The sequence below is a fragment of the Falsiroseomonas sp. E2-1-a20 genome, assembly GCF_051433195.1.
In the GTDB taxonomy this organism is placed as follows: Bacteria; Pseudomonadota; Alphaproteobacteria; order Acetobacterales; family Acetobacteraceae; genus Falsiroseomonas.
Genome location: NZ_JBHMFT010000037.1, coordinates 1 through 17,624 on the forward strand (window position 1 = coordinate 1; position 17,624 = coordinate 17,624).

The window sequence follows — 17,624 nt, forward strand, 5'->3', positions numbered from 1 at the left end:
AACGATGCCGGTGCTGCGCAGGCCGGCGACGAAGGTGGTGGTCTTCCAGTGGCCGTGCGGCGCGGCATCCACCAGGCGCTCGTTGCGTGGTCCCCAGCCGTAGCGGCGCACCATGTTCGTGGTGGCGCCGGTTTCATCAAGGAAAACGAAGCGCGCCGGGTCCATGAAACGCTGCCACACCAGCCAGTGGCGGCGCCGTTCGGCAACGTCGGGTCGGTCCTGCTCGGCTGCCCTCAGCGACTTTTTTTGTGCCGCAGGCCAAGCCGGCGCAGTGTCGACCAGATGGTCGTCAGTGAGCCTGCCTCGATGCCGCGTTCGGTAAGCTCCGCTCGCAGCTCAGCCAGGGTGATGCCCGCTTTTGCCGTTGTCAGCTCGCGCAACAGGACCTCGTGCCCGGCCAGCAGGGGCTTTCGGTAGCCGCTGATCCTGGCCGGCGCCGCGCTGCCCGTCTCGCGCACCCGCTGCATCAGCTTGATCGCCGCCGAGGGGCTAGCCTCGAAGCGTCGCGCCGCCTCCCGCGCCGTGCTGCCCGTCTCAACCGCACGGACCAGGCGCCGTCGGAGGTCCGCAGACAAGGGTGCCGTCATCATCGCCTCAACGTCGCATCACCAGCGTCGAATCAGAACCCGCGATTCCGTGCAACATCAAAGTGCTCTAGATGGCGTGGCGTTGCCATGAAGCACCCCATCCACCTCACCCAGGAACCAGACGTCTAGGTAGGTTCTACCCCTGCTGCACGCAGCAGCGCAGAGACGTCGGCAGCCGCCATCGTGAGGCGGTCTGCCAACTGCAACGCATCCCGCCGCAGAATCTGGCGCACGAACTGGGCATTGCGATGGTTGAACAGCTCGCGCTCCTCGATGCCGATTCCAGCCCAAAGGGCGATCAGGTTCTCCCGCAGCACACGCTGCAGCAGGTCCTGGTCGTTCGGCTTGAAATCCCAAGGCTGGCTCGACCGGCGGAGCATCTCGTCCGTCACTTCCGCCTGGAACAGGCGTTGCCACTCGTCGAGGATGAAGCCGGTGTCCGGATGCGCGAAGTTGTAGAATACGACGCCCGCATTGATGTCCGACAGAGCCTTGTTGTGGCCAAGTGCGCCGACGATTGAACGATTTGCTCGGGCGGCGAGGAAGCGGCGGATGTCCACGGACAGGTCCGCCACATAAGCATCGGCGTCAAGGTATAGAACCCAGCCGCGAAAGCCGCCATCGCGCAACCGCTTCAGCATCGGGATGCGATTGAAGGTGGCGTGCCAGGGCTGGAAGCCGCGCTCGATGCCAAGGCGTGACTCGTAGCCGATGCTCTGCTGGTCGCAATACAGCCGGTTGATCCGCGAGGTCAGTTCGAGGAAGGGCCGGTAGACCTCCTCGTCCGCAGTCTGCAGCATCAGGATGCCGTCGACGCCAATTGCATCGGGCCAGGGCATCACTCGTCGTGAATTCATCCGTTGATCATGCCGCGAAAGTTGGCACTGGACAAAGACCTCTCGCCACCATCGGCTCTACGCTCGCCCGGCGGCAGGACCACAACCGATCAACGTCCGATCGAGCAGCTCCGCCTGTCCCCCAAGGACCAACTGCGCCGCCACTGCGCGCCGGGTGCGGCGGGCCAGCGCCTGCCGCCACGGCGCACTGGCCGAAAGCTCGGCAATGGCCATCAGCCAGGCGTCGGGATCCTGCGGCAGCACCAGCTGGCCATCGGCCGTCTCCCCTGGCTCCTCCTCCCCGACCCGGTTCCGCAGCAGCACCAGCCCACAGGCCCGCAACGCCAGGGCGCGTGGTTCGTCGGCCGCGACGGCCAGGGGAAACAGTGCCGCATCACAACCCCGGGCGATGCCGCGCAGCCCCGCCACGGGATCGCGCCCCAACGACAAACCGCCGGCACCAACCAGCAGGTAGTCCGCCACGTCGAGCAGGCGAAGGTCCTCCAGCATCGGCCTCAGCGCCTCGAGCCCCGGATCGTCGGCGAAGCCGAGCAACCGGCACGGTGCGCGGCGGGCCGAGATGGCAGGCAGCTCCGCATTCGGGGGCGGCAGCCAGCGCGCGGGGTCGAGACGGGTCGGCAGGACCCCCACCTGATATCCGCCCCGCCGCAGCGCCATGGCGGCCAACGGCGTGGCCACCAGGAACTTGGCACCGGCCGCCGCCTGGGCCGCACGCGTCGCCGCACCGGCCGGGGAGGCATCGCTTTCGACCTGCAGCGGCAGCACGGCCCTGGCGCATTGCTCGGCCAGCGAGACAAGGTCACGCGGCCGCCCAGCCGCCTCGCCAATCAGCACCACATCCCCAAGGCCGGCCGCCGGATCGCCGAAGGGGTAGGTGGCGGAGATGCTGCGGAACACCGCCGCGCGCGCCACGTCGTTGTCCGTTGGCAGCGGCAGGCGGAAATCATCTGGCCGCGGTGCCGCGCGCAGCGCCAGCACCACGCGGGGCGATGGCTCCGGCAGGGCCGCAGCGAAGCTGCGGCGGCGCTGCAGCAGGTCGCGGTACAGCAGGTCATAGGCGACGGCCATGGCGGAGGTGTCGTAGTGCCGCCCGATGCGGCGCTGCCAACGTCGCACCTCCTCGCGCCGCGCCCGCAAATCGGCGCCGTCATCCTTCAGGCGCAGCAGAAGGGCGTGGAGCACCTCGGGTGGCGAGGCCTGATCGACAAGCCAACCGCCGCCATCAGCGCTGATTCGTTCTCCCACCGCTCCGATCGCGCTTCCGAGCACCGGTATGCCAGCGGCCCAGCACTCGGTCAGCGTATGACAATAGGTTTCCGGCCAGGTCGAAAGGATCACTGCAAGATGCGGCCCAATTGTTGCCACACGCTCGGCGAAGTTTTCGCGTTCGTAGCGGCCATGCAGCACCACGCCAGCCCTGGGCTGCTCCAGGGTGCCGTCGACAGCGCCGAGGACGTGGAACTCGATTTCCCGTCCAAGGTCATGGGCGGCCAGCGCAGCGACGATAGCAGCGCCCTTGGCGGCGGAGATGTTGCCGGGCACCAGCACGCGCAGCGGCTCGTCGGAAGCGGGTTCGGCCGCGAGAGAGAGCAGGCGCGCGAAGCTCCGGCCATGCTGTATCAACCGGAAATCCCTTCCGGCCAGGAAGGGCAGGCCGTTCAGCAGCGTATCCCGGGCACCCGGGGAGGTCGTGACAAAGGCATCACAGGCATCGAGCGCGCGCGCCATGATGGCCCGCCAACGGTGCACGAAGCGCCCGCGCAACGGCGGCATCGAGGCCGTTGGCCAAAGCTCCGCCACGCACTCCCCCGGCCCCTGCGTGCAGCGCCCGCCGCAGAAGCGCCCCTCGCCGTCGAGCAGCTTTATGGTGGGGCACATTGTGTAGAAATCGTGGAAGGAGAAGACGATGGGAATGCCAAGGGCGCGGCAGACTTGCGGCAGACCGATGCCATGCCAGGCGATGTGGCGGACGTGCACCAACTCGAAACCGTGCCGCAGCAGCAGGTCAGCAACATTTCGATCGTATTCGGCGGAGGTGTGTGTTGCCGGGCTTATCGGCCGCTCGAGGCGGCGGCTTTCCTCCGGGGCGGCGGCGCCATGCCGCGTCAGCTCAATGATCCGACCGTCGCAACGCAGCATCCAGGGTTCGTAACGGTCCGCCAGCGCTTCCATCAGGTCGCGGTTGGTCTGCGGCGTGCCGCCGCTTTCGGTCGAGATCACGTACAGCACCCGCGGCCGGGGCCGCGTGCCCTGCGCCAGCGCCGTCTCCACAGCCCGACGTACGCGCCACCGCAGGGCCAGGAAGCCGGGGTCCTTGTGGAACAGGCCGATCAGCGCGCGGTATTCAGGGTAGCGCTCCGCCAGCACCGCCTGCCCGGCCTGCACATGCGCCGCCTTCGCCCGGCCGAAGGACGCGGAGCGGCGGTGCCAGACCCATGTGCGGTCGTCCACACGATGCTCGAAGCCGGCGGCGGAAGCCCGCATGCAGAAATCATTCTCCTCGCCGTAGCCGCGCGGAAAGGCGGCCTCGTCGAAGCCGCCGACGACATCGAGGCAGGCTCGGCGGACATACAGGCAGAACCCGTTCCCGGTCGGCGCCGCCGGCCACAACGCCAGCGCGGCCTGCCGCGCCAGCCGCGCCATGTCCGCCACCGTAAACCACCCCGGCAGGCGGTTGTCGGCCTCCGGTTCGGGCACGGAGAAGACGCCGGCATTGTTGGATACCGCCGTCACCGTGCCGACGCGGGGTGCGGCATGTGCCGCCAAGCGCAGCCCGTCCAGCCATCCCGGCCCAACCTGCGTGTCCGAGTTCAGCAGCACCACGTCATCGCGGCCGGCCAGCGCGAAGCCGCGGTTGCAGGTTGCGGTGAAGCCGAGGTTGCTTGGCTGGCGATGCAGTTCGATCCCCGGCAGGCCCTCCCAACTCGTGAACAGCGCGGCGATGGCGGGGTCCGGGCTCGCATCGTCGATCAGCAGCAAGCGGGCGAGGCCGGTGGTGTGGCGCAGCACGGATTCGACACAGCGCGCGACGTCCTCGGCTGCGTTGTAGACCGGCACCACGATGCTGACCGGCGGCATCCCATCCGGCGGCAGCAGGTCGAGCAATGCGCCACGGTCCGGTCGCCACGGCGCCAGACCTTCGAGGCGGGCGGTGCCGGCCAGCACCTCCCGCGCATGGGCCGGGCGCAGTTCCACCTTTACCTCCGCCGCCCCGGTAAGGCTTCGCGTCGGCAGTTCACAGCGGAAGGCGCCACCAGCGAGGCGCGTGCCGACGCCGTTCGCACTCAGATCCGCGCGCGGGATGGCAGCGGCAACCGTGTGCCAGCGCGTTCCGTCCAGCAGCACCTCCACGGCGGGGCCGGGCTCCAGCGGCTCCGATTCGGTCGCCCATCCAATCGCCTGACCGTCGACGATCCGCTCGAGCTTGCCACCGAGCCGGCGCTGCCAGCGCAGCACCCGGTGGCCGAGTTCCAACTCACCCGACAGGAGCGTAATTTCGTGCGGCTCCCCATCCAGCAGCATGAAGCCGGGCTCGACAGCGCGCAGCGCATCCCCCAGCCGGGTGAGCGAAAGCCGGAAGCCAAAGCATGGCGTGGCTTCACCGGTTTCGAAGGGCAGGTCCGGGCGAGGCCGGTCGAGCGGCAATGGGACGGCAATCCGGCCATCGACCAGCAGCATCGGCTCGCGGCTCGGCAGATCTAGCACCCAGCCCGACACACCATGACGGTCCGGCGGCTCCAGGGCCCCCCGACTGCGCAGCGGCCGCATGCGGACCGGGACCGGAGCGAGGGGGATACGGCGCTCGTCCAGGATGACGCTGACCGTTACCTCGGGCCCCACCAGGGCAGAGGCCAAGCGCAGCTGAAAGCCCAATCCAGCAGGCGCTCGGTCATGTGCCGGGAGGTCGAGCCGAGCCCGCAGCTGGCGCAGCGGCCAGGTTTCCTGCGCGCCATCCGCGGCCTGAAGCAGCAGCCGCGGCCGCGTGGAGGGGAGCAAAGACGCATCCAGGCGGAGCCAGCCGAAAAGGACAATGAACCCCTCGGATTGCTCAAGCACCTCGACCTTGCCGCTAATCGTCATGCGTCGGCCTCAGCCCTGGTCCGTCAGTGTGTCCAAGCCCCAGTGCCGGCGAAGTGTGGCCAGATGATCGCGCATCACCGTATCCCGCTCCAGCGTTGCCCCAACCCGTCGACGCAGGAATACCAGCATGGCGACGACCTCTGCGAAACGCCGGGCCGCAGGCACGCTGCCCGTCACGCTCGCGGCGTGGCGTCGGTGCAGGTTTAGTGGCGTCGCGAGGTAAATCACGCGGCCCGCGCCGCCGCAGGCCTCGGCATAGACGCGCCAGTCGCCGGCGCAGTGCCAAAGCTTCATCTCCCCTCGCACCGCAGCCAATGCGGCCATTAGCGCCGAGCGCCGCCACAGCACCGCGCTGGCGCTGACCACCAGGTTGCGCGGCGACAGGAAGCGGGTGAGGAATTCCTTTACCAGGAAGCTTCCATCCCGGCTCAGCCCATGATCATCGAGCGCGGCCGCGTAGTCCTTACCATCCTCGGCAAGGCGCTGGCCTTCCGGCCCGACTGCCATTGAATCGCAGAAGGCAAAAATGGCATCCGAATCGTCCTCCAGCAGGCTGGCCAGGCGCGCGATCATGGACGGATCCGCACTGTCATCAGCTTCGGCAAGCCAGACGAGGTCCGTGTCCAGCAGCGACGCGCCCTCCTGCCACTGGCGCAGTACGCTGCCGGAATTGCGCGGGTTGCGGCGCATGTCGACCGGGCAGGCCAAGGCTGCCAGCAGCGGTTCGGCAACCGCCCAACTGTCATCGGTCGACGCGTCGTCGAGGAAGACGAGGCGCTGCACCGGGCGAGTTTGGGACGAGATCGATTGCAGCCGGTCCGGCAGGTGGCGCGCGTAGTTGTAGTTCGGGACCACGACCCCGACGCTCAGCTTCATCTGGGTCAGCGTATCACCTCTCCGGAAGCACGTGATCTTGGTTGCCCGACGACGGCTCGAGTCTATGCAGACTACTATCGCCTTATGCAAAGCGCCACAGCAGCGCCTATGGGTTGCGACCCCGCCTGGCAGTCGGCGGAACGGAGCAACCTCCGCTTCAGGGTCGGCTGCTACAATATGGTCCTGCGCTGCTCGTGGCGCCGGCAAGAAAGTCCCCTGCCAAAAGGTAAGGTTTCGTCAAGTATACCCTCACAAGGGAGATTTGACTTCAGGCCCGACCCATCGAACTTGGCTTTTGCAGACCGCTGATGTAACATCGCCGTTGTGTCTTTAAGGAATTTTCGCCATGGCCACGAAGCCAAACATCGACCTAGATACGCTGACCGTACCGGAGCTGACAGCGCTGATCAAAGCGGCCGGGGCAAAGCGGGATGCGAAGATGTCCGAGGCCAAGGCCTCCCTTCTCGCAGAGTTTGAGGCCCGTTCCGCCGAGTTGGGAATGTCATTTGACGAGCTGCGCGGCCCAGCTAGCTCATCATCGGGCCGCAAGCCCCGCAAGGATGCAGGAAATCCTGTCGCGCCGAAATTCCGTGGGCCCAATGGCGAGACCTGGACAGGCCGTGGTCGCAAGCCAGGCTGGCTAACTGTTTTGGAATCACAAGGCAAGAAGGCCGAGGATTATCGGATCTGAGGCGTCTGTTTCTTAACGCCTTCAATGCGAAGCACTGCTGTCCGGCTTAGGCATGAGATTGGCGGGCACCGCAATCTGCCGGGCGCAGGTTTGCATCGATAACGAATAATCTGCTCGGTCGACGGAGAATTTTCGCGTTGCGCGGGCTGGTTGAAGACATGTTGGCAGTCCGGTGGACGCCACCTATGGTGGGGCGATGATGCCCCAGGCTTTACCGGTCCAGCGTCCCGCCTCAGGGCGATCTGTCGTTGCCGCCGAGGAAATGGCACACAGCACCATCCAGGTGTCGCCGGCAGCCGTCTACCCGCGCCGACCGCCGCATTTCGCCAATCTCGATCTGGTGGAGCCTGGCGATCGGTCGGCGCTCGAAGGTCGGTGGCGGGAGACCAATCAGACCTGCCCTCCGATCCTGCTGCACCACCTCGGCTCGGCCACCATCGGTCACCCGGGTGCCGTGTGGCTCAGCGAGACCCAGGTCGTGGCGGAATCGCTGCACAACTTGCAACCGCGGGACCGGGCTGCGCTGGTTGCGGCGGGTCCTCCGGCGCTGGTTTCTGCGGCTCAGGGCCAGATTGCTTGCGCTCCTGCACCCCAGGACGCGGCCTTGCTGCTGGCCCGTGCCGGCTCGATGAACTTCGGCCACTGGTTAGTCGAGCATTTGGGCGCGCTGCTGCTGTTGCGTGACGCTATGCCCGAACTTCGGCCGAAGCTCTTGGTAAACGACCCGCGCGGCCCGGATATGCTCCGTGTTTTTACAGACAGCGCCCGACTCGCGGAGCTCGATCCCGCCGCGCTGCTGTTGATGGCGCGGGCCAAGGGGATTCGAGTGGCGGAGCTTCTCATGCTGAGCCCCGCATCGCAGCATTCTCATATGAAACACCCCGCCGCCCTTGCGGCGCTGGCGCGGCTCGCGCCAGCGCGCCGGGCAAAAGACCTGCTTTTCGTGCGGCGCACCAGCACCGCCAAACGCGTTCTGCACAACCTGGACCTAGTGGAGGCCGCCGCCATCCGACTCGGCTTCCGCAGCATCGTGCCGGGCCGCATGACGCTGGCCGAGCAGATCGAGGCGTTCGCCGGCGCACGTGTGGTAGCAGGGGTCAGCGGTGCGGATCTCACCAACATCGTCTTCATGCCGGAGGGCGGGGAGGTGGTCTGCCTGCTGCCATCGCGCGGACGCGAGTTCTTCTTCTGGGACATCTGCTGCATCCGAGGGCACCGCTACTGGTCGATCTTTGGGCCGCCGACGACAGAGCGTGGGGGCGGCCATGACGACTTCACGGTGGATACCGAACTGGCGGTTCGCGTGATGGCGCAGGCGGTCGGTGCGCCATGACGGAAGGTGGCATCTTCAGGCTGGATGCCGCGTTGCCAGATGGGCGAGACCCGACCCGTTTTTTGATCGGTGCCGTCGAACTGCACGCCTGGGCCGCAGGACAACCAACCATCGTCGTGGCCCCGGGCATGACCGGCCTGGAATCATTGCCAATCGCCGTTCTACAGCCCGTCCGGGACACGCTGCGCTGGGTGGGTGCGCCGGAAGCGGAGGCCCTGCCACTGCCAACAGACTTCCAACCCTTGGCGACCTTAGCACCGGATGAGGAGACCGCTGCCAGCCTCACGGCAAGACTGCCGCCTGGCATTGCGGTGCTGGTTGGCCCGAACCCGCTCCCTGCGCTCCTTGCCCGACTGGCCGAATCGTTGGCTGCCTCGGAAGCGGCCAACCGCCGTGCGTTGGGTCAACTCCCTCCCCAGCTGCACGGCCAATTTAAAGGGTCGGCGCCTTCCCTAACAGCCTCACCGCGTCACCATGCCCCGGACATCGCCGCGGAAATGGCGCCCACGGGTGCCGATTTTCAGGATCTAAAGCTTTACCAGCACAACCTGAGCGCGGATGGCGGCTACCGGCACCTCGACCTTGGCTTGATTGGGCTGGCGTCGGCGTCAGGCATTTGGCGCGAGGCGCGCCTCAAGCTGTTTGACCGTCGTGGCATCATAGGCATGGAATTTCGCAACCTTAGGGGCTGGCCAAAGGTGTTCGACCCTTGGCCAGAGGGTGGCAGCGACCGGTTTGGGCCGTTCTGGCGGCTGGAAAGCCAGGGGGTGCCTGCGGCCCTGGCGTCGCTCAGCTCGTTGCAGAACAGGGCCGTGGTGGCGGCCCTTCTCGAGGTGTTGCCCGCTGCGGCCCGCGAGGGCGCGGCCTTGGCGGAACTGTCGGAGCAGGATCGGGAGGCCTGGGTGGTGCGCGGCACCAACCTCGGCGCGGCCGTTGCCATGGCTCTGCATTCGCCGGCAACAACCGCGGGAACGCCGGCAGTCGGCTGATCAACCGACTTGGCGTCCGGCCGCCGGTTGACAGAACCTCCTGCCTGACCTTGACGCAAACATATACCATGGGGACCATCCGATGCAGGCGGCCGGACTACGGGCCTTGAGCCCTCATCTGCGGCGCCTTGAGGCGGAGGGTATCGCGATCATCCGCGAGACATTCGCCAGCTTCCGCAACCCTGTCCTCCTGTACTCCATCGGCAAGGACAGCAGCGTCGTCCTGCACCTCGCCACGAAGGCCTTCGCTCCCGGCCACCTGCCGCTGCCATTGCTGCACATCGCCACCGGCTGGGATTTCCGGGCAATGCTGGAGTTCCGCGACCGCCGCGCCGCGGAGGCCGGCGCGCGCCTTCTCGTGCATACTAATCCCGAAGGCCTGCGGCTGGGCATCGGCCCCCTCACCCACGGCTCGCAGCTGCACATGAACGTCATGGGGACGGAGGCGCTGAAGCAGGCGCTCGACGCACATGGGTTCGACGCCGCCCTCGGCGGCGCCCGTCGCGACGAGGAGAAGGCGCGGGCAAAGGAGCGCATCTTCTCACATCGCGCACCCGGCCATGTCTGGGACCCGCGCGGCCAGCGGCCCGAGCTTTGGAACCTGTTCAACACGCGCCTCGCGCCCGGCGAGACCATGCGCGTCTTCCCGCTGTCCAATTGGACCGAGTTTGATGTCTGGGACTACATCGCCGCCGAGGGCATCCCCGTGGTGCCGCTGTACTTCGCGGCCGTGCGGCCCATGCTGCGCCGCGGCGGCGCCCTCCTCATGCGGGACGACGATCGCATGGCGCTCGAGCCCGGCGAGAAGGTGGAGATGCTGCGGGTCCGTTTTCGCACCATGGGCGACTGGCCGCTGACCGGCGCACATGAGTCCGAGGCCGAGACGCTGGACCAGGTGCTGGAGGAGTTGCGGTTGTCCCGCGTCTCCGAACGCCACGGCCGCCTGATCGACAACGACCAGGAAGCCTCGATGGAACGCAAGAAGCGCGAGGGCTATTTCTGATGAGCATAGGTGCTCCCCCCGCGCGTGGCCTGCTGCGCGTGCTGACCTGCGGGTCCGTGGACGATGGCAAGTCGACGCTGATCGGCCGCCTGCTGCACGACAGCCAGATGATCATGGACGACACACTGGCCGCCGTCGCGCGCGATAGCCGCAAGCACGGCACGGTGGGCGAAGAGGTCGACCTGGCCTTGCTGGTGGACGGGCTGGAGGCGGAGCGGCAGCAGGGCATCACCATCGATGTCGCCTACCGCTTCTTCACCACGTCCCGGCGCAGCTTCATCGTCGCGGATTGCCCGGGCCACGAGCAGTACACGCGGAACATGGCCACCGGCGCCTCCAACTCTGAGCTGGCGATCATCCTGGTAGATGCACGCAAGGGGCTGCTGACGCAGACGCGCCGGCACGCCGTCATCTGCTCGCTGCTCGGCATCCGGCACGTCGTGCTTGCAGTGAACAAGATCGACCTGGTGGGGTTCGACCAGCAGGTGTTCGACCGCATCGTGGGCGAGTTCGCCAGCTTTGCGTCCTCGCTCGGTTTCCAAGGCCTGGTGCCGATCCCAACCTCCGGCCGCTTCGGCGACAACGTCACCGAATTCTCCGGCAACACGCCCTGGTATCGCGGCACGACCTTGCTGCGCCACCTGGAGACGGCAACGATCGATCAGGAGACGGCGTCCGGCCCCTTCCGGTTCCCGGTGCAGTGGGTGAACCGCCCCGACCAGGATTTCCGTGGCTTCTCCGGCACCGTCGCGGGCGGCAGCATTGCGGTGGGCGAGGATGTGGTGGTCGCCGCCTCCGGTATTCTAAGCCAGGTCGTGCGCATCCTGGGCCCGGCGGGCGACCAACCCTCGGCCGGCAGCGGCGAGGCGGTGACGCTCTGCCTGGCGGATGAGGTCGACGTGGCGCGTGGCGACGTGCTGGCCGGCGCCGCCGATCGTCCCACCGTCGCTGACCAGTTCGCTGCGCATCTGCTGTGGATGGATGAGGAGCCGATGCTCCCGGGGCGGCAATACATGATCCGCCTGGGCCATTCCTGGACCACCGCCTCCGTCACCGCAATCAAACACCGGGTGGATCTGGCCGATCTTGGCCAACAGTCGGCGACGCGGCTTACGATGAACGAGATCGGCGTCTGCAACCTGGCCATGGCACAACGGCTGCCTTTCGACGCCTACGCGCAGAACCGGCTGATGGGTGCCTTCATTCTGGTGGACCGCTTCAGCAACCGGACTGCCGGCTGCGGCATGATTGCCTTCCCGCTGCGACGCGCGACCAATGTGCATCAGGAGCATTTCCTGGTGGACAAGCCCGCGCGGGCCGCGGCGCTGGCGCAGAAGCCCATGGTGCTGTGGTTCACCGGGCTGTCCGGCTCCGGCAAGTCCACCGTCGCCAAGCTGGTCGAGCAGGCGCTGCACCAGGCCGGGCGACACACCTACTCGCTGGACGGCGACAACCTGCGGCACGGGCTGAATCGGGACCTTGGCTTCACCGACCAGGACCGGGTGGAAAACATTCGTCGCGTCGGCGAGGTCAGCCGGCTGTTCGTCGATGCCGGGCTGATGGTGCTGTGCTCCTTCATCTCCCCCTTTCGGGCCGAGCGGCAGATGGTGCGGGAGATGCTGGGCGCGGATGAGTTCATCGAGGTGTTCATGGACACCCCGATCGAGGAGTGTATCCGGCGCGACCCCAAGGGCCTGTACGCACGGGCCCTGCGGGGCGAGATCACGAACTTCACCGGGGTCGACAGCCCCTACGAGGCGCCCGAAAAGCCGGACTTGGTGTTGGACGGCTTTGCGAGTTCGCCGCAGGATCAGGCCAGCCAGGTCCTTGCGCTGATCGAGCGGCGGCTGGCCGATCCCCCGGCACGGTAAAGACAGCCGCTCCGTTTCCCGGCCCCGGACCGGCCAGTCCTTGTCAGTTCACCTTGTGCCAGTCCCGGAACCAGGAGACGAAGCGGGGGATGCCTTCCGCCAGTGTCGTGCGCGGCTCGAAGCCAGCCAGGGAACGGATCGCCGAGATGTCCGCGAAGGTCTCCTCCACATCAGCGACCGGGCGCGGCGTGTCCTGCACCACGGCACGCCGGCCCAGCCCTTCCTCGAGCAGCAGAACCAGCGTCGCCACCTCCTCGGCCCGGTGGTTGCCGATGTTCAGCAGCCTGGCGCGCGCCCCGGCCGCCGGCGGGTGCGGCAGGCAGCCTAGGATGCCCTGGACGATGTCGTCGATGTAGGTGAAGTCGCGCTTCAACCGCCCGCCATCGTACAGCGTGATCGGCGTGCCGGCGACGATGGCCCGGGCGAAGCTGTAATAGGCCATGTCGGGCCGACCCCAGGGGCCGTAGACCGTGAAGAAGCGCAGCCCGGTCTGCGGCAGCCCGTACAGGTGGCTGTAGGCCTGGCCCATCAACTCATCCGCCCGCTTTGTCGCCGCGTAGAGCGAAACGGGAAGGTCCACTGGATCGGTCTCGCGGAAGGGCAGGCTGGTGTTGCCGCCATAGACGGAGGAGGAGGAGGCATAGACGAAATGCCGCAGCGACGGCATGCGGCGCGCCGCCTCCAGCATCACAACATGGCCCATGACGTTGGAGGCGACATAGGCATAAGGGTCGATCATCGAGTAGCGCACGCCGGCCTGGGCGGCGAGGTGGATTACCTCCGTAATCTCGGCATTCGCCTCCGCCAATGCGGCGAAGACCGCCTCGCGGTCGGCCAAGTCCACCTTCACGAAGCGGAAGCCGGGCTGCGGCGTGAGCCGCGCCAGGCGCGCCTCCTTCAATGCCACGTCATAATAGCTGTTGACGTTGTCGAGCCCGATGACCTCGTCGCCGCGCGCCAGCAGCGCGGCCGCGACGAACGAGCCAACGAACCCTGCGACGCCCGTGACCACTATCGTCATTCTGTGCCGATGTTCCAGATTGAGCGGCCATAGCGCGTGCAAACGCCCGGCTCCGTCAAGGCTCGCGCCGGCCGGGAGCGGCCGAAAGGATTTGGCTGTCCGGGATGTGAAGCGGCATGAAGCTGGCGCTCTCGAACATCACGCGCGGCGGCCTCGGCCAAATCCCCTTCCGGCGGAGGAGGATCGCTCGGACTGCGGCCGGACGCCCGATTGCATCGGCGGCGGCGGGATGTACCGGGCAATCTGGCCGCTGACCCACCGGGACACGCGGCCGCGATCAACATAAATGTTTATCCATTTTTTACATATCATTAGACTTTGCTGCGCTGCACCCGTATAGGTTGTGTACACGGGTTCGTGAAGTCCTTACTCGTGTGTGACGACTGCCTCAGTCAGTGGTGAGCCCGGATGGCGACTTGTATCTTTTTGCTGGATTCATACCGGGAAGATGCGACCGGCTTCGCCGCTTACCTCGCGGCGCATGGTCTGGAAGCCGAAATCTGGACCAGCCTCGACCCGCTTCTGCGCGCGGTCGTGCGGGACATGCCGGGTCTGGTCCTCATGCATCGCCGGCTGCAGATCGAGCCCGATCTGGCCCTGCTGCGCCGCCTGCGGGCCGTATCACATGTGCCGGCCATCCTGCGAGCCATGGATGGCGATGACGAGGTCGATCGCGTGCTTGCCCTCGAACTCGGCGCCGATGACTACGTGTCCAGCACGACCAGCACACGCGAAATCCTGGCTCGGGTGCGGACCGTTATACGTCGGGCGCGGGGTGGCATGCCGCTGCTGGAGGAAGGCCCCTCGCGTTGGCAACTCTGCCTGAAGCAGCGCGAGCTTTTCGCACCCGACGGCACCCCGCGCAACCTGACCTCGACCGAGTTCGAACTGCTGCAGATCCTGGCGCGGCAGCAGGGCCAGCCGGTACAGCGCAACGCGCTGTCGCTCGCGGTGCTGCGACGTCCCTACCATCCGGAGGACCGGGCGCTCGACAACTTGGTGCTGCGGCTGCGCCGGAAGCTTGGCGACGAGGCGGCGGCGGCGAGGCTGATCAAGTCGGTCCGCGGCATCGGCTACGTGTTCATCGGTTTCGACCCGGTCCCGAGCCCGGCCCGCAGCGGCCACGCAGCGGAATTTGCGGAGTTCCCTACGCGGGCGGCGCAGCCGTGTTGAAAATAGTCTCTACAACCTATGCGGGTGTTCCTTTGCAGCCCTACAACGCGAGCAGCGGATGCGAGTGCGACCGCGACGCCGCTTCTTAGCAGGACAAGGACCCCGCCATGGCCGATTTCGCCTCCATTCCTGGTGCCTGGTATGGCACCCAGCAGGCTGACGTCATTGACGCAGATGCAAGTTTCCCCGGCGTGCTGGACAACATGCTGGTCACCTTCGGCGGCGACGACTACGTCGATGCAGGCCGCGGCCATGACTTCGTGCTGGCCGGCAACGGCGACGACACGGTGCTTGGCGGGTCGGGTGACGATGTGCTGTTCGGCGAGAACGGCCGCGACCGCCTGGATGGCGGCACCGGCAACGACGTCGTCGACGGCGGTAAGGGCGATGACCTGCTGATCGGCGGCGAAGGCCGCGACACGCTGTTCGGCGGCGAGGGCCGCGACACCATCGATGCCGGCACCGGTGACGACCTGGCCTATGGTGGCAAGGGCGACGACCTGATCAACGGCGGCACGGGCAATGACCGCCTTTATGGCGACGAGGGCGACGACACCCTGTTCGGCGGCTCCGGCGACGACTGGCTCGATGGCGGCAAGGGCGACGACATGCTGGTGGGCGCCAGCGGCCGCGACACGCTGTCCGGCGGCGCGGGCGACGACACGCTGGTCGGCGGCAGCGATGCCGATACCTTCTACTTCGAATCGAAGTTCGGCGGCGACGTCATCCTCGATTTCCGTCCGGGCGAGGATACGCTGGCGATCAAGTCCGGCATCAACGGCCTGAACATCGACAGCGCCAGCGATCTCGCCTCGCACGTCAAGGCAGGTGCGATGGGTGCGGTCATCTCGCTGGGCGGCGACAGCATCACGCTGGTCGGCGTCTCGCGCGACGACCTGCTCGGCAACCTCGCCGACTACGTGAAGATCGTCTGAGGCGGCGCGGGAGGCAGCATGGCGCAACACGCCGTCCTGGCGGCGGATCACGGGGATCAGCTTTCCTCGCCGCCGCTGCGCCTTCCGCAAGACCCGCGTGCCGCCTGGATGCTGGGCGGCCTGCTCGTCGTCGAAAGCCCGGAGGCCACGCCCTCGGCGTCCGGGCCGCTGGAACTGTTCGTGGGCGGCCTCCGCGTGATGCCGTCCGTGGTCAAGCTGGACCTCGCCGAGAGCCAGATGATCCTGGCCTTCGCAACGGCCGCCTGCGCGGACGGCGCTGCAATCGAGTGGCGTTGCGGCCCGACCTCTACCAGGCAGGCCATACTCGGCGCGCCAGGTGGTCTGTCCACGCTGCTGCGGGATCGTCCGGACGTGGCGGCGCTGGCGTTGCTGCGCCGGTTGCTGGCGGTGGCGCCAGCCTTCCGGGCCCATACCGATCCGCGCTTCGCCGTGCCGTGCCATGATCTGGCGGCCGCGCTGTCCGAAGGCCGGCCGCCGGCCCGCGCCCTGGCGGGCGGTGCGGCCGGCGATGCCGTCTCTGTCTGGCGCCTGCCGGAGGGCACCGCCGCGGGAAGCTGGCGCCTGCTGGAGCCGGGCGCCCCACTGCGCCTGTTGGACGCACCGACGCCAGGCCAGCCCCTGATCCTGCTGAACGGCCTGCCCGGTCCGGACGCCGTGCTGATCCCGCCTGAGGGCCTGCCCATCCGATTTGCCGCGCCGCCGGCCAACCTGCCCGGCCTGCTGGCACTGGCCCGGCAGGGTGGTGCGCCACGGCGCGCGCTGCTCGACCTGCTGGCGACGCGCCCCGCCTACGCCGCGCTGCTGCGCGACCTGCAATTGCTGGCGCCCCTGCGCAGCACCCGTTCGGAGAGCCCCGCCCTGCCGGTGAGCGTGGCGTTGGAACTCGCGCTGCCGGATGGTGAGGGCGGTCTCTTCCTGCGCGGCTGGCTGCGCGACCCGCTCGGTCTGGTGCGCGAGATCCGGCTGCGCGGCCCAGGCGGCGCCGTGCGCGTGCCGCCGGAGGCGCTGCACCGTCTGCCGCGACCGGATTTGGCGGAGCGGCTGCGCCGGGCGCCGCAGGGCGATGGCGGGCCGCGCCCGGGCTTCGTGGCGCATCTGCCGGAGGCCGGCCTGGCGCCGGGCCTCGTGCAGGTGACGATGGAGCTTCTGCTCGGCTCCGGCCAGCGCCTGGCCCTTACGGCGCCGCCCGGCCTGCTGGCGCCGGAGGTGGCACGCGACTTGGTGCTGGCGGCCGTCGATCCGACCTGCGCCACGCCAGCCCTGGTCGGGGCATGCATCGCGCCCGCAGTGGCCCGGCTGCAGCGCGCCGCCATGGCGGCGGGGACCGGCCCCGAGCGGATCGAACTGGGCCGGCCCGCGCCCAAGCGGCCAGTGGCCAGCCTCGTCATCCCGCTCTGGCGCAACCTCGGCTTCCTGCGTGCCCAGATGGCCGCCTTTGCGCGCGATGCCGGCTTCCGCGGCGCCAACGCGCCATTGCTGGTCTATGTCCTCGACAGCCCGGACCAGCGCGAGGCGGCGACGGCGCTGCTGCGCGGTCTCGCGCTGCTGCACGACCTGCCGGTGACGCTGCTGCTGCATGATCGCAACCGCGGCTACGCGAGCGCCTGCAACAGCGGCGCCGCGGTGGCCACAGCGCCGCTGCTGGCCTTCCTCAACTCCGACGTTGTGCCGCAGGCGCCGGGTTGGCTAGAGGCACTGCGCCGTCGCCTGTCCGGCCATCCGCGCCTTGCTGCGGTGGGCCCGAAGCTGGTCTACCCCGATGGCGCCATTCAGCATGCCGGGCTGTTCTTCGCGCCGACCGGCGAGGGCGGCTGGGGCACCAACCACTACTTCAAGGGCTGGCCCGCCCGCCACCCGCCGGCCTGCCGCGCCAGGCAGGTGCCCGCCGTCACCGGCGCCGCGCTGGTGGTCCGCCGCGCCGCCTTTGAGGCGGTAAGCGGCTTCTGCACCGACTACGTGCTCGGCGATTTCGAGGATAGCGACCTCTGCCTAAAGCTTCGCGCCGCCGGCCATGGGATCGGCTACGAGCCGGCGGCCGAGTTGGTGCACCATGAGCGCCAGTCCATCGCCCTGCATCCCGGCCACGCCGGCACGCTCGCCGCCGCCTGCAACCGGCACCTGCACGATGCGCGCTGGGGGCCGGCCATCGCCGCGCTCATGCGCCGCCACCCACATCCGGTGGACTGA

Annotated in this window: 13 protein-coding genes; 8 read left to right on the forward strand and 5 right to left on the reverse strand. The window is 67.9% G+C overall.

Annotation, left to right across the window (positions count from 1 at the left end):
* Nucleotides 1–233: 233 nt before the first annotated feature.
* From ACFHPP_RS25675 to ACFHPP_RS25690, 4 genes are all read right to left on the reverse strand, one after another.
* The gene (locus ACFHPP_RS25675; RefSeq protein ID WP_437166090.1) at nt 234–590 is read right to left on the reverse strand and encodes a hypothetical protein; all 357 of its coding nucleotides are present in this window, start codon (nt 588–590) and stop codon (nt 234–236) included.
* A gap of 122 nt (nt 591–712) precedes the next feature.
* The gene (locus ACFHPP_RS25680; protein ID WP_437166091.1) at nt 713–1,426 is read right to left on the reverse strand and encodes a hypothetical protein; all 714 of its coding nucleotides are present in this window, start codon (nt 1,424–1,426) and stop codon (nt 713–715) included.
* Nucleotides 1,427–1,501: 75 nt separating this feature from the next.
* The gene (locus tag ACFHPP_RS25685) at nt 1,502–5,149 is read right to left on the reverse strand and encodes a glycosyltransferase (protein WP_437166092.1); all 3,648 of its coding nucleotides are present in this window, start codon (nt 5,147–5,149) and stop codon (nt 1,502–1,504) included.
* Nucleotides 5,150–5,533: 384 nt separating this feature from the next.
* Nucleotides 5,534–6,400: a glycosyltransferase family 2 protein gene (locus ACFHPP_RS25690; RefSeq protein WP_437166093.1), complete on the reverse strand. Its 867-nt coding sequence runs from the start codon at nt 6,398–6,400 to the stop codon at nt 5,534–5,536.
* Between the two features lie 346 nt (nt 6,401–6,746).
* Here ACFHPP_RS25690 and ACFHPP_RS25695 point away from each other — a divergent pair, with 346 nt between their 5' ends.
* The 5 genes from ACFHPP_RS25695 to cysN all read left to right on the forward strand — a co-directional run bounded on the left by ACFHPP_RS25695 (nt 6,747) and on the right by cysN (nt 12,287).
* Nucleotides 6,747–7,091, forward strand: coding sequence for an H-NS histone family protein (locus ACFHPP_RS25695; RefSeq protein ID WP_437166094.1), 345 nt, complete (start codon nt 6,747–6,749; stop codon nt 7,089–7,091).
* 172 nt (nt 7,092–7,263) lie between these two features.
* Nucleotides 7,264–8,424 (forward strand): glycosyltransferase family 61 protein, encoded by a 1,161-nt coding sequence (locus tag ACFHPP_RS25700; RefSeq protein WP_437166095.1) that lies wholly within the window; start codon nt 7,264–7,266, stop codon nt 8,422–8,424.
* Nucleotides 8,421–9,413, forward strand: a complete 993-nt coding sequence (locus ACFHPP_RS25705) for a hypothetical protein (RefSeq protein ID WP_437166096.1) — start codon at nt 8,421–8,423, stop codon at nt 9,411–9,413. Before ACFHPP_RS25700 ends, ACFHPP_RS25705 begins: the two co-directional genes overlap by 4 nt.
* Nucleotides 9,414–9,519: 106 nt before the next feature.
* Nucleotides 9,520–10,416 (forward strand): sulfate adenylyltransferase subunit CysD, encoded by an 897-nt coding sequence (gene cysD / locus ACFHPP_RS25710; RefSeq protein WP_437166097.1) that lies wholly within the window; start codon nt 9,520–9,522, stop codon nt 10,414–10,416.
* Nucleotides 10,416–12,287 carry a sulfate adenylyltransferase subunit CysN gene (gene cysN, locus ACFHPP_RS25715; RefSeq protein WP_437166098.1) on the forward strand — a complete coding sequence of 624 codons (1,872 nt, stop codon included), beginning with the start codon at nt 10,416–10,418 and terminating at the stop codon, nt 12,285–12,287. Before cysD ends, cysN begins: the two co-directional genes overlap by 1 nt.
* Nucleotides 12,288–12,330: 43 nt before the next feature.
* Here cysN and ACFHPP_RS25720 read toward each other — a convergent pair whose 3' ends face one another.
* Nucleotides 12,331–13,308, reverse strand: a complete 978-nt coding sequence (locus ACFHPP_RS25720; protein WP_437166099.1) for an SDR family NAD(P)-dependent oxidoreductase — start codon at nt 13,306–13,308, stop codon at nt 12,331–12,333.
* Between the two features lie 408 nt (nt 13,309–13,716).
* Between ACFHPP_RS25720 and ACFHPP_RS25725 the strand changes: the two genes are divergently transcribed.
* The 3 genes from ACFHPP_RS25725 to ACFHPP_RS25735 all read left to right on the forward strand — a co-directional run bounded on the left by ACFHPP_RS25725 (nt 13,717) and on the right by ACFHPP_RS25735 (nt 17,624).
* On the forward strand, nt 13,717–14,481 hold the full coding sequence (locus ACFHPP_RS25725) for a winged helix-turn-helix domain-containing protein (RefSeq protein ID WP_437166100.1): 765 nt from the start codon (nt 13,717–13,719) through the stop codon (nt 14,479–14,481).
* Nucleotides 14,482–14,588: 107 nt separating this feature from the next.
* On the forward strand, nt 14,589–15,416 hold the full coding sequence (locus ACFHPP_RS25730) for a calcium-binding protein (RefSeq protein WP_437166101.1): 828 nt from the start codon (nt 14,589–14,591) through the stop codon (nt 15,414–15,416).
* 18 nt (nt 15,417–15,434) lie between these two features.
* Nucleotides 15,435–17,624, forward strand: a complete 2,190-nt coding sequence (locus ACFHPP_RS25735; protein ID WP_437166102.1) for a glycosyltransferase — start codon at nt 15,435–15,437, stop codon at nt 17,622–17,624.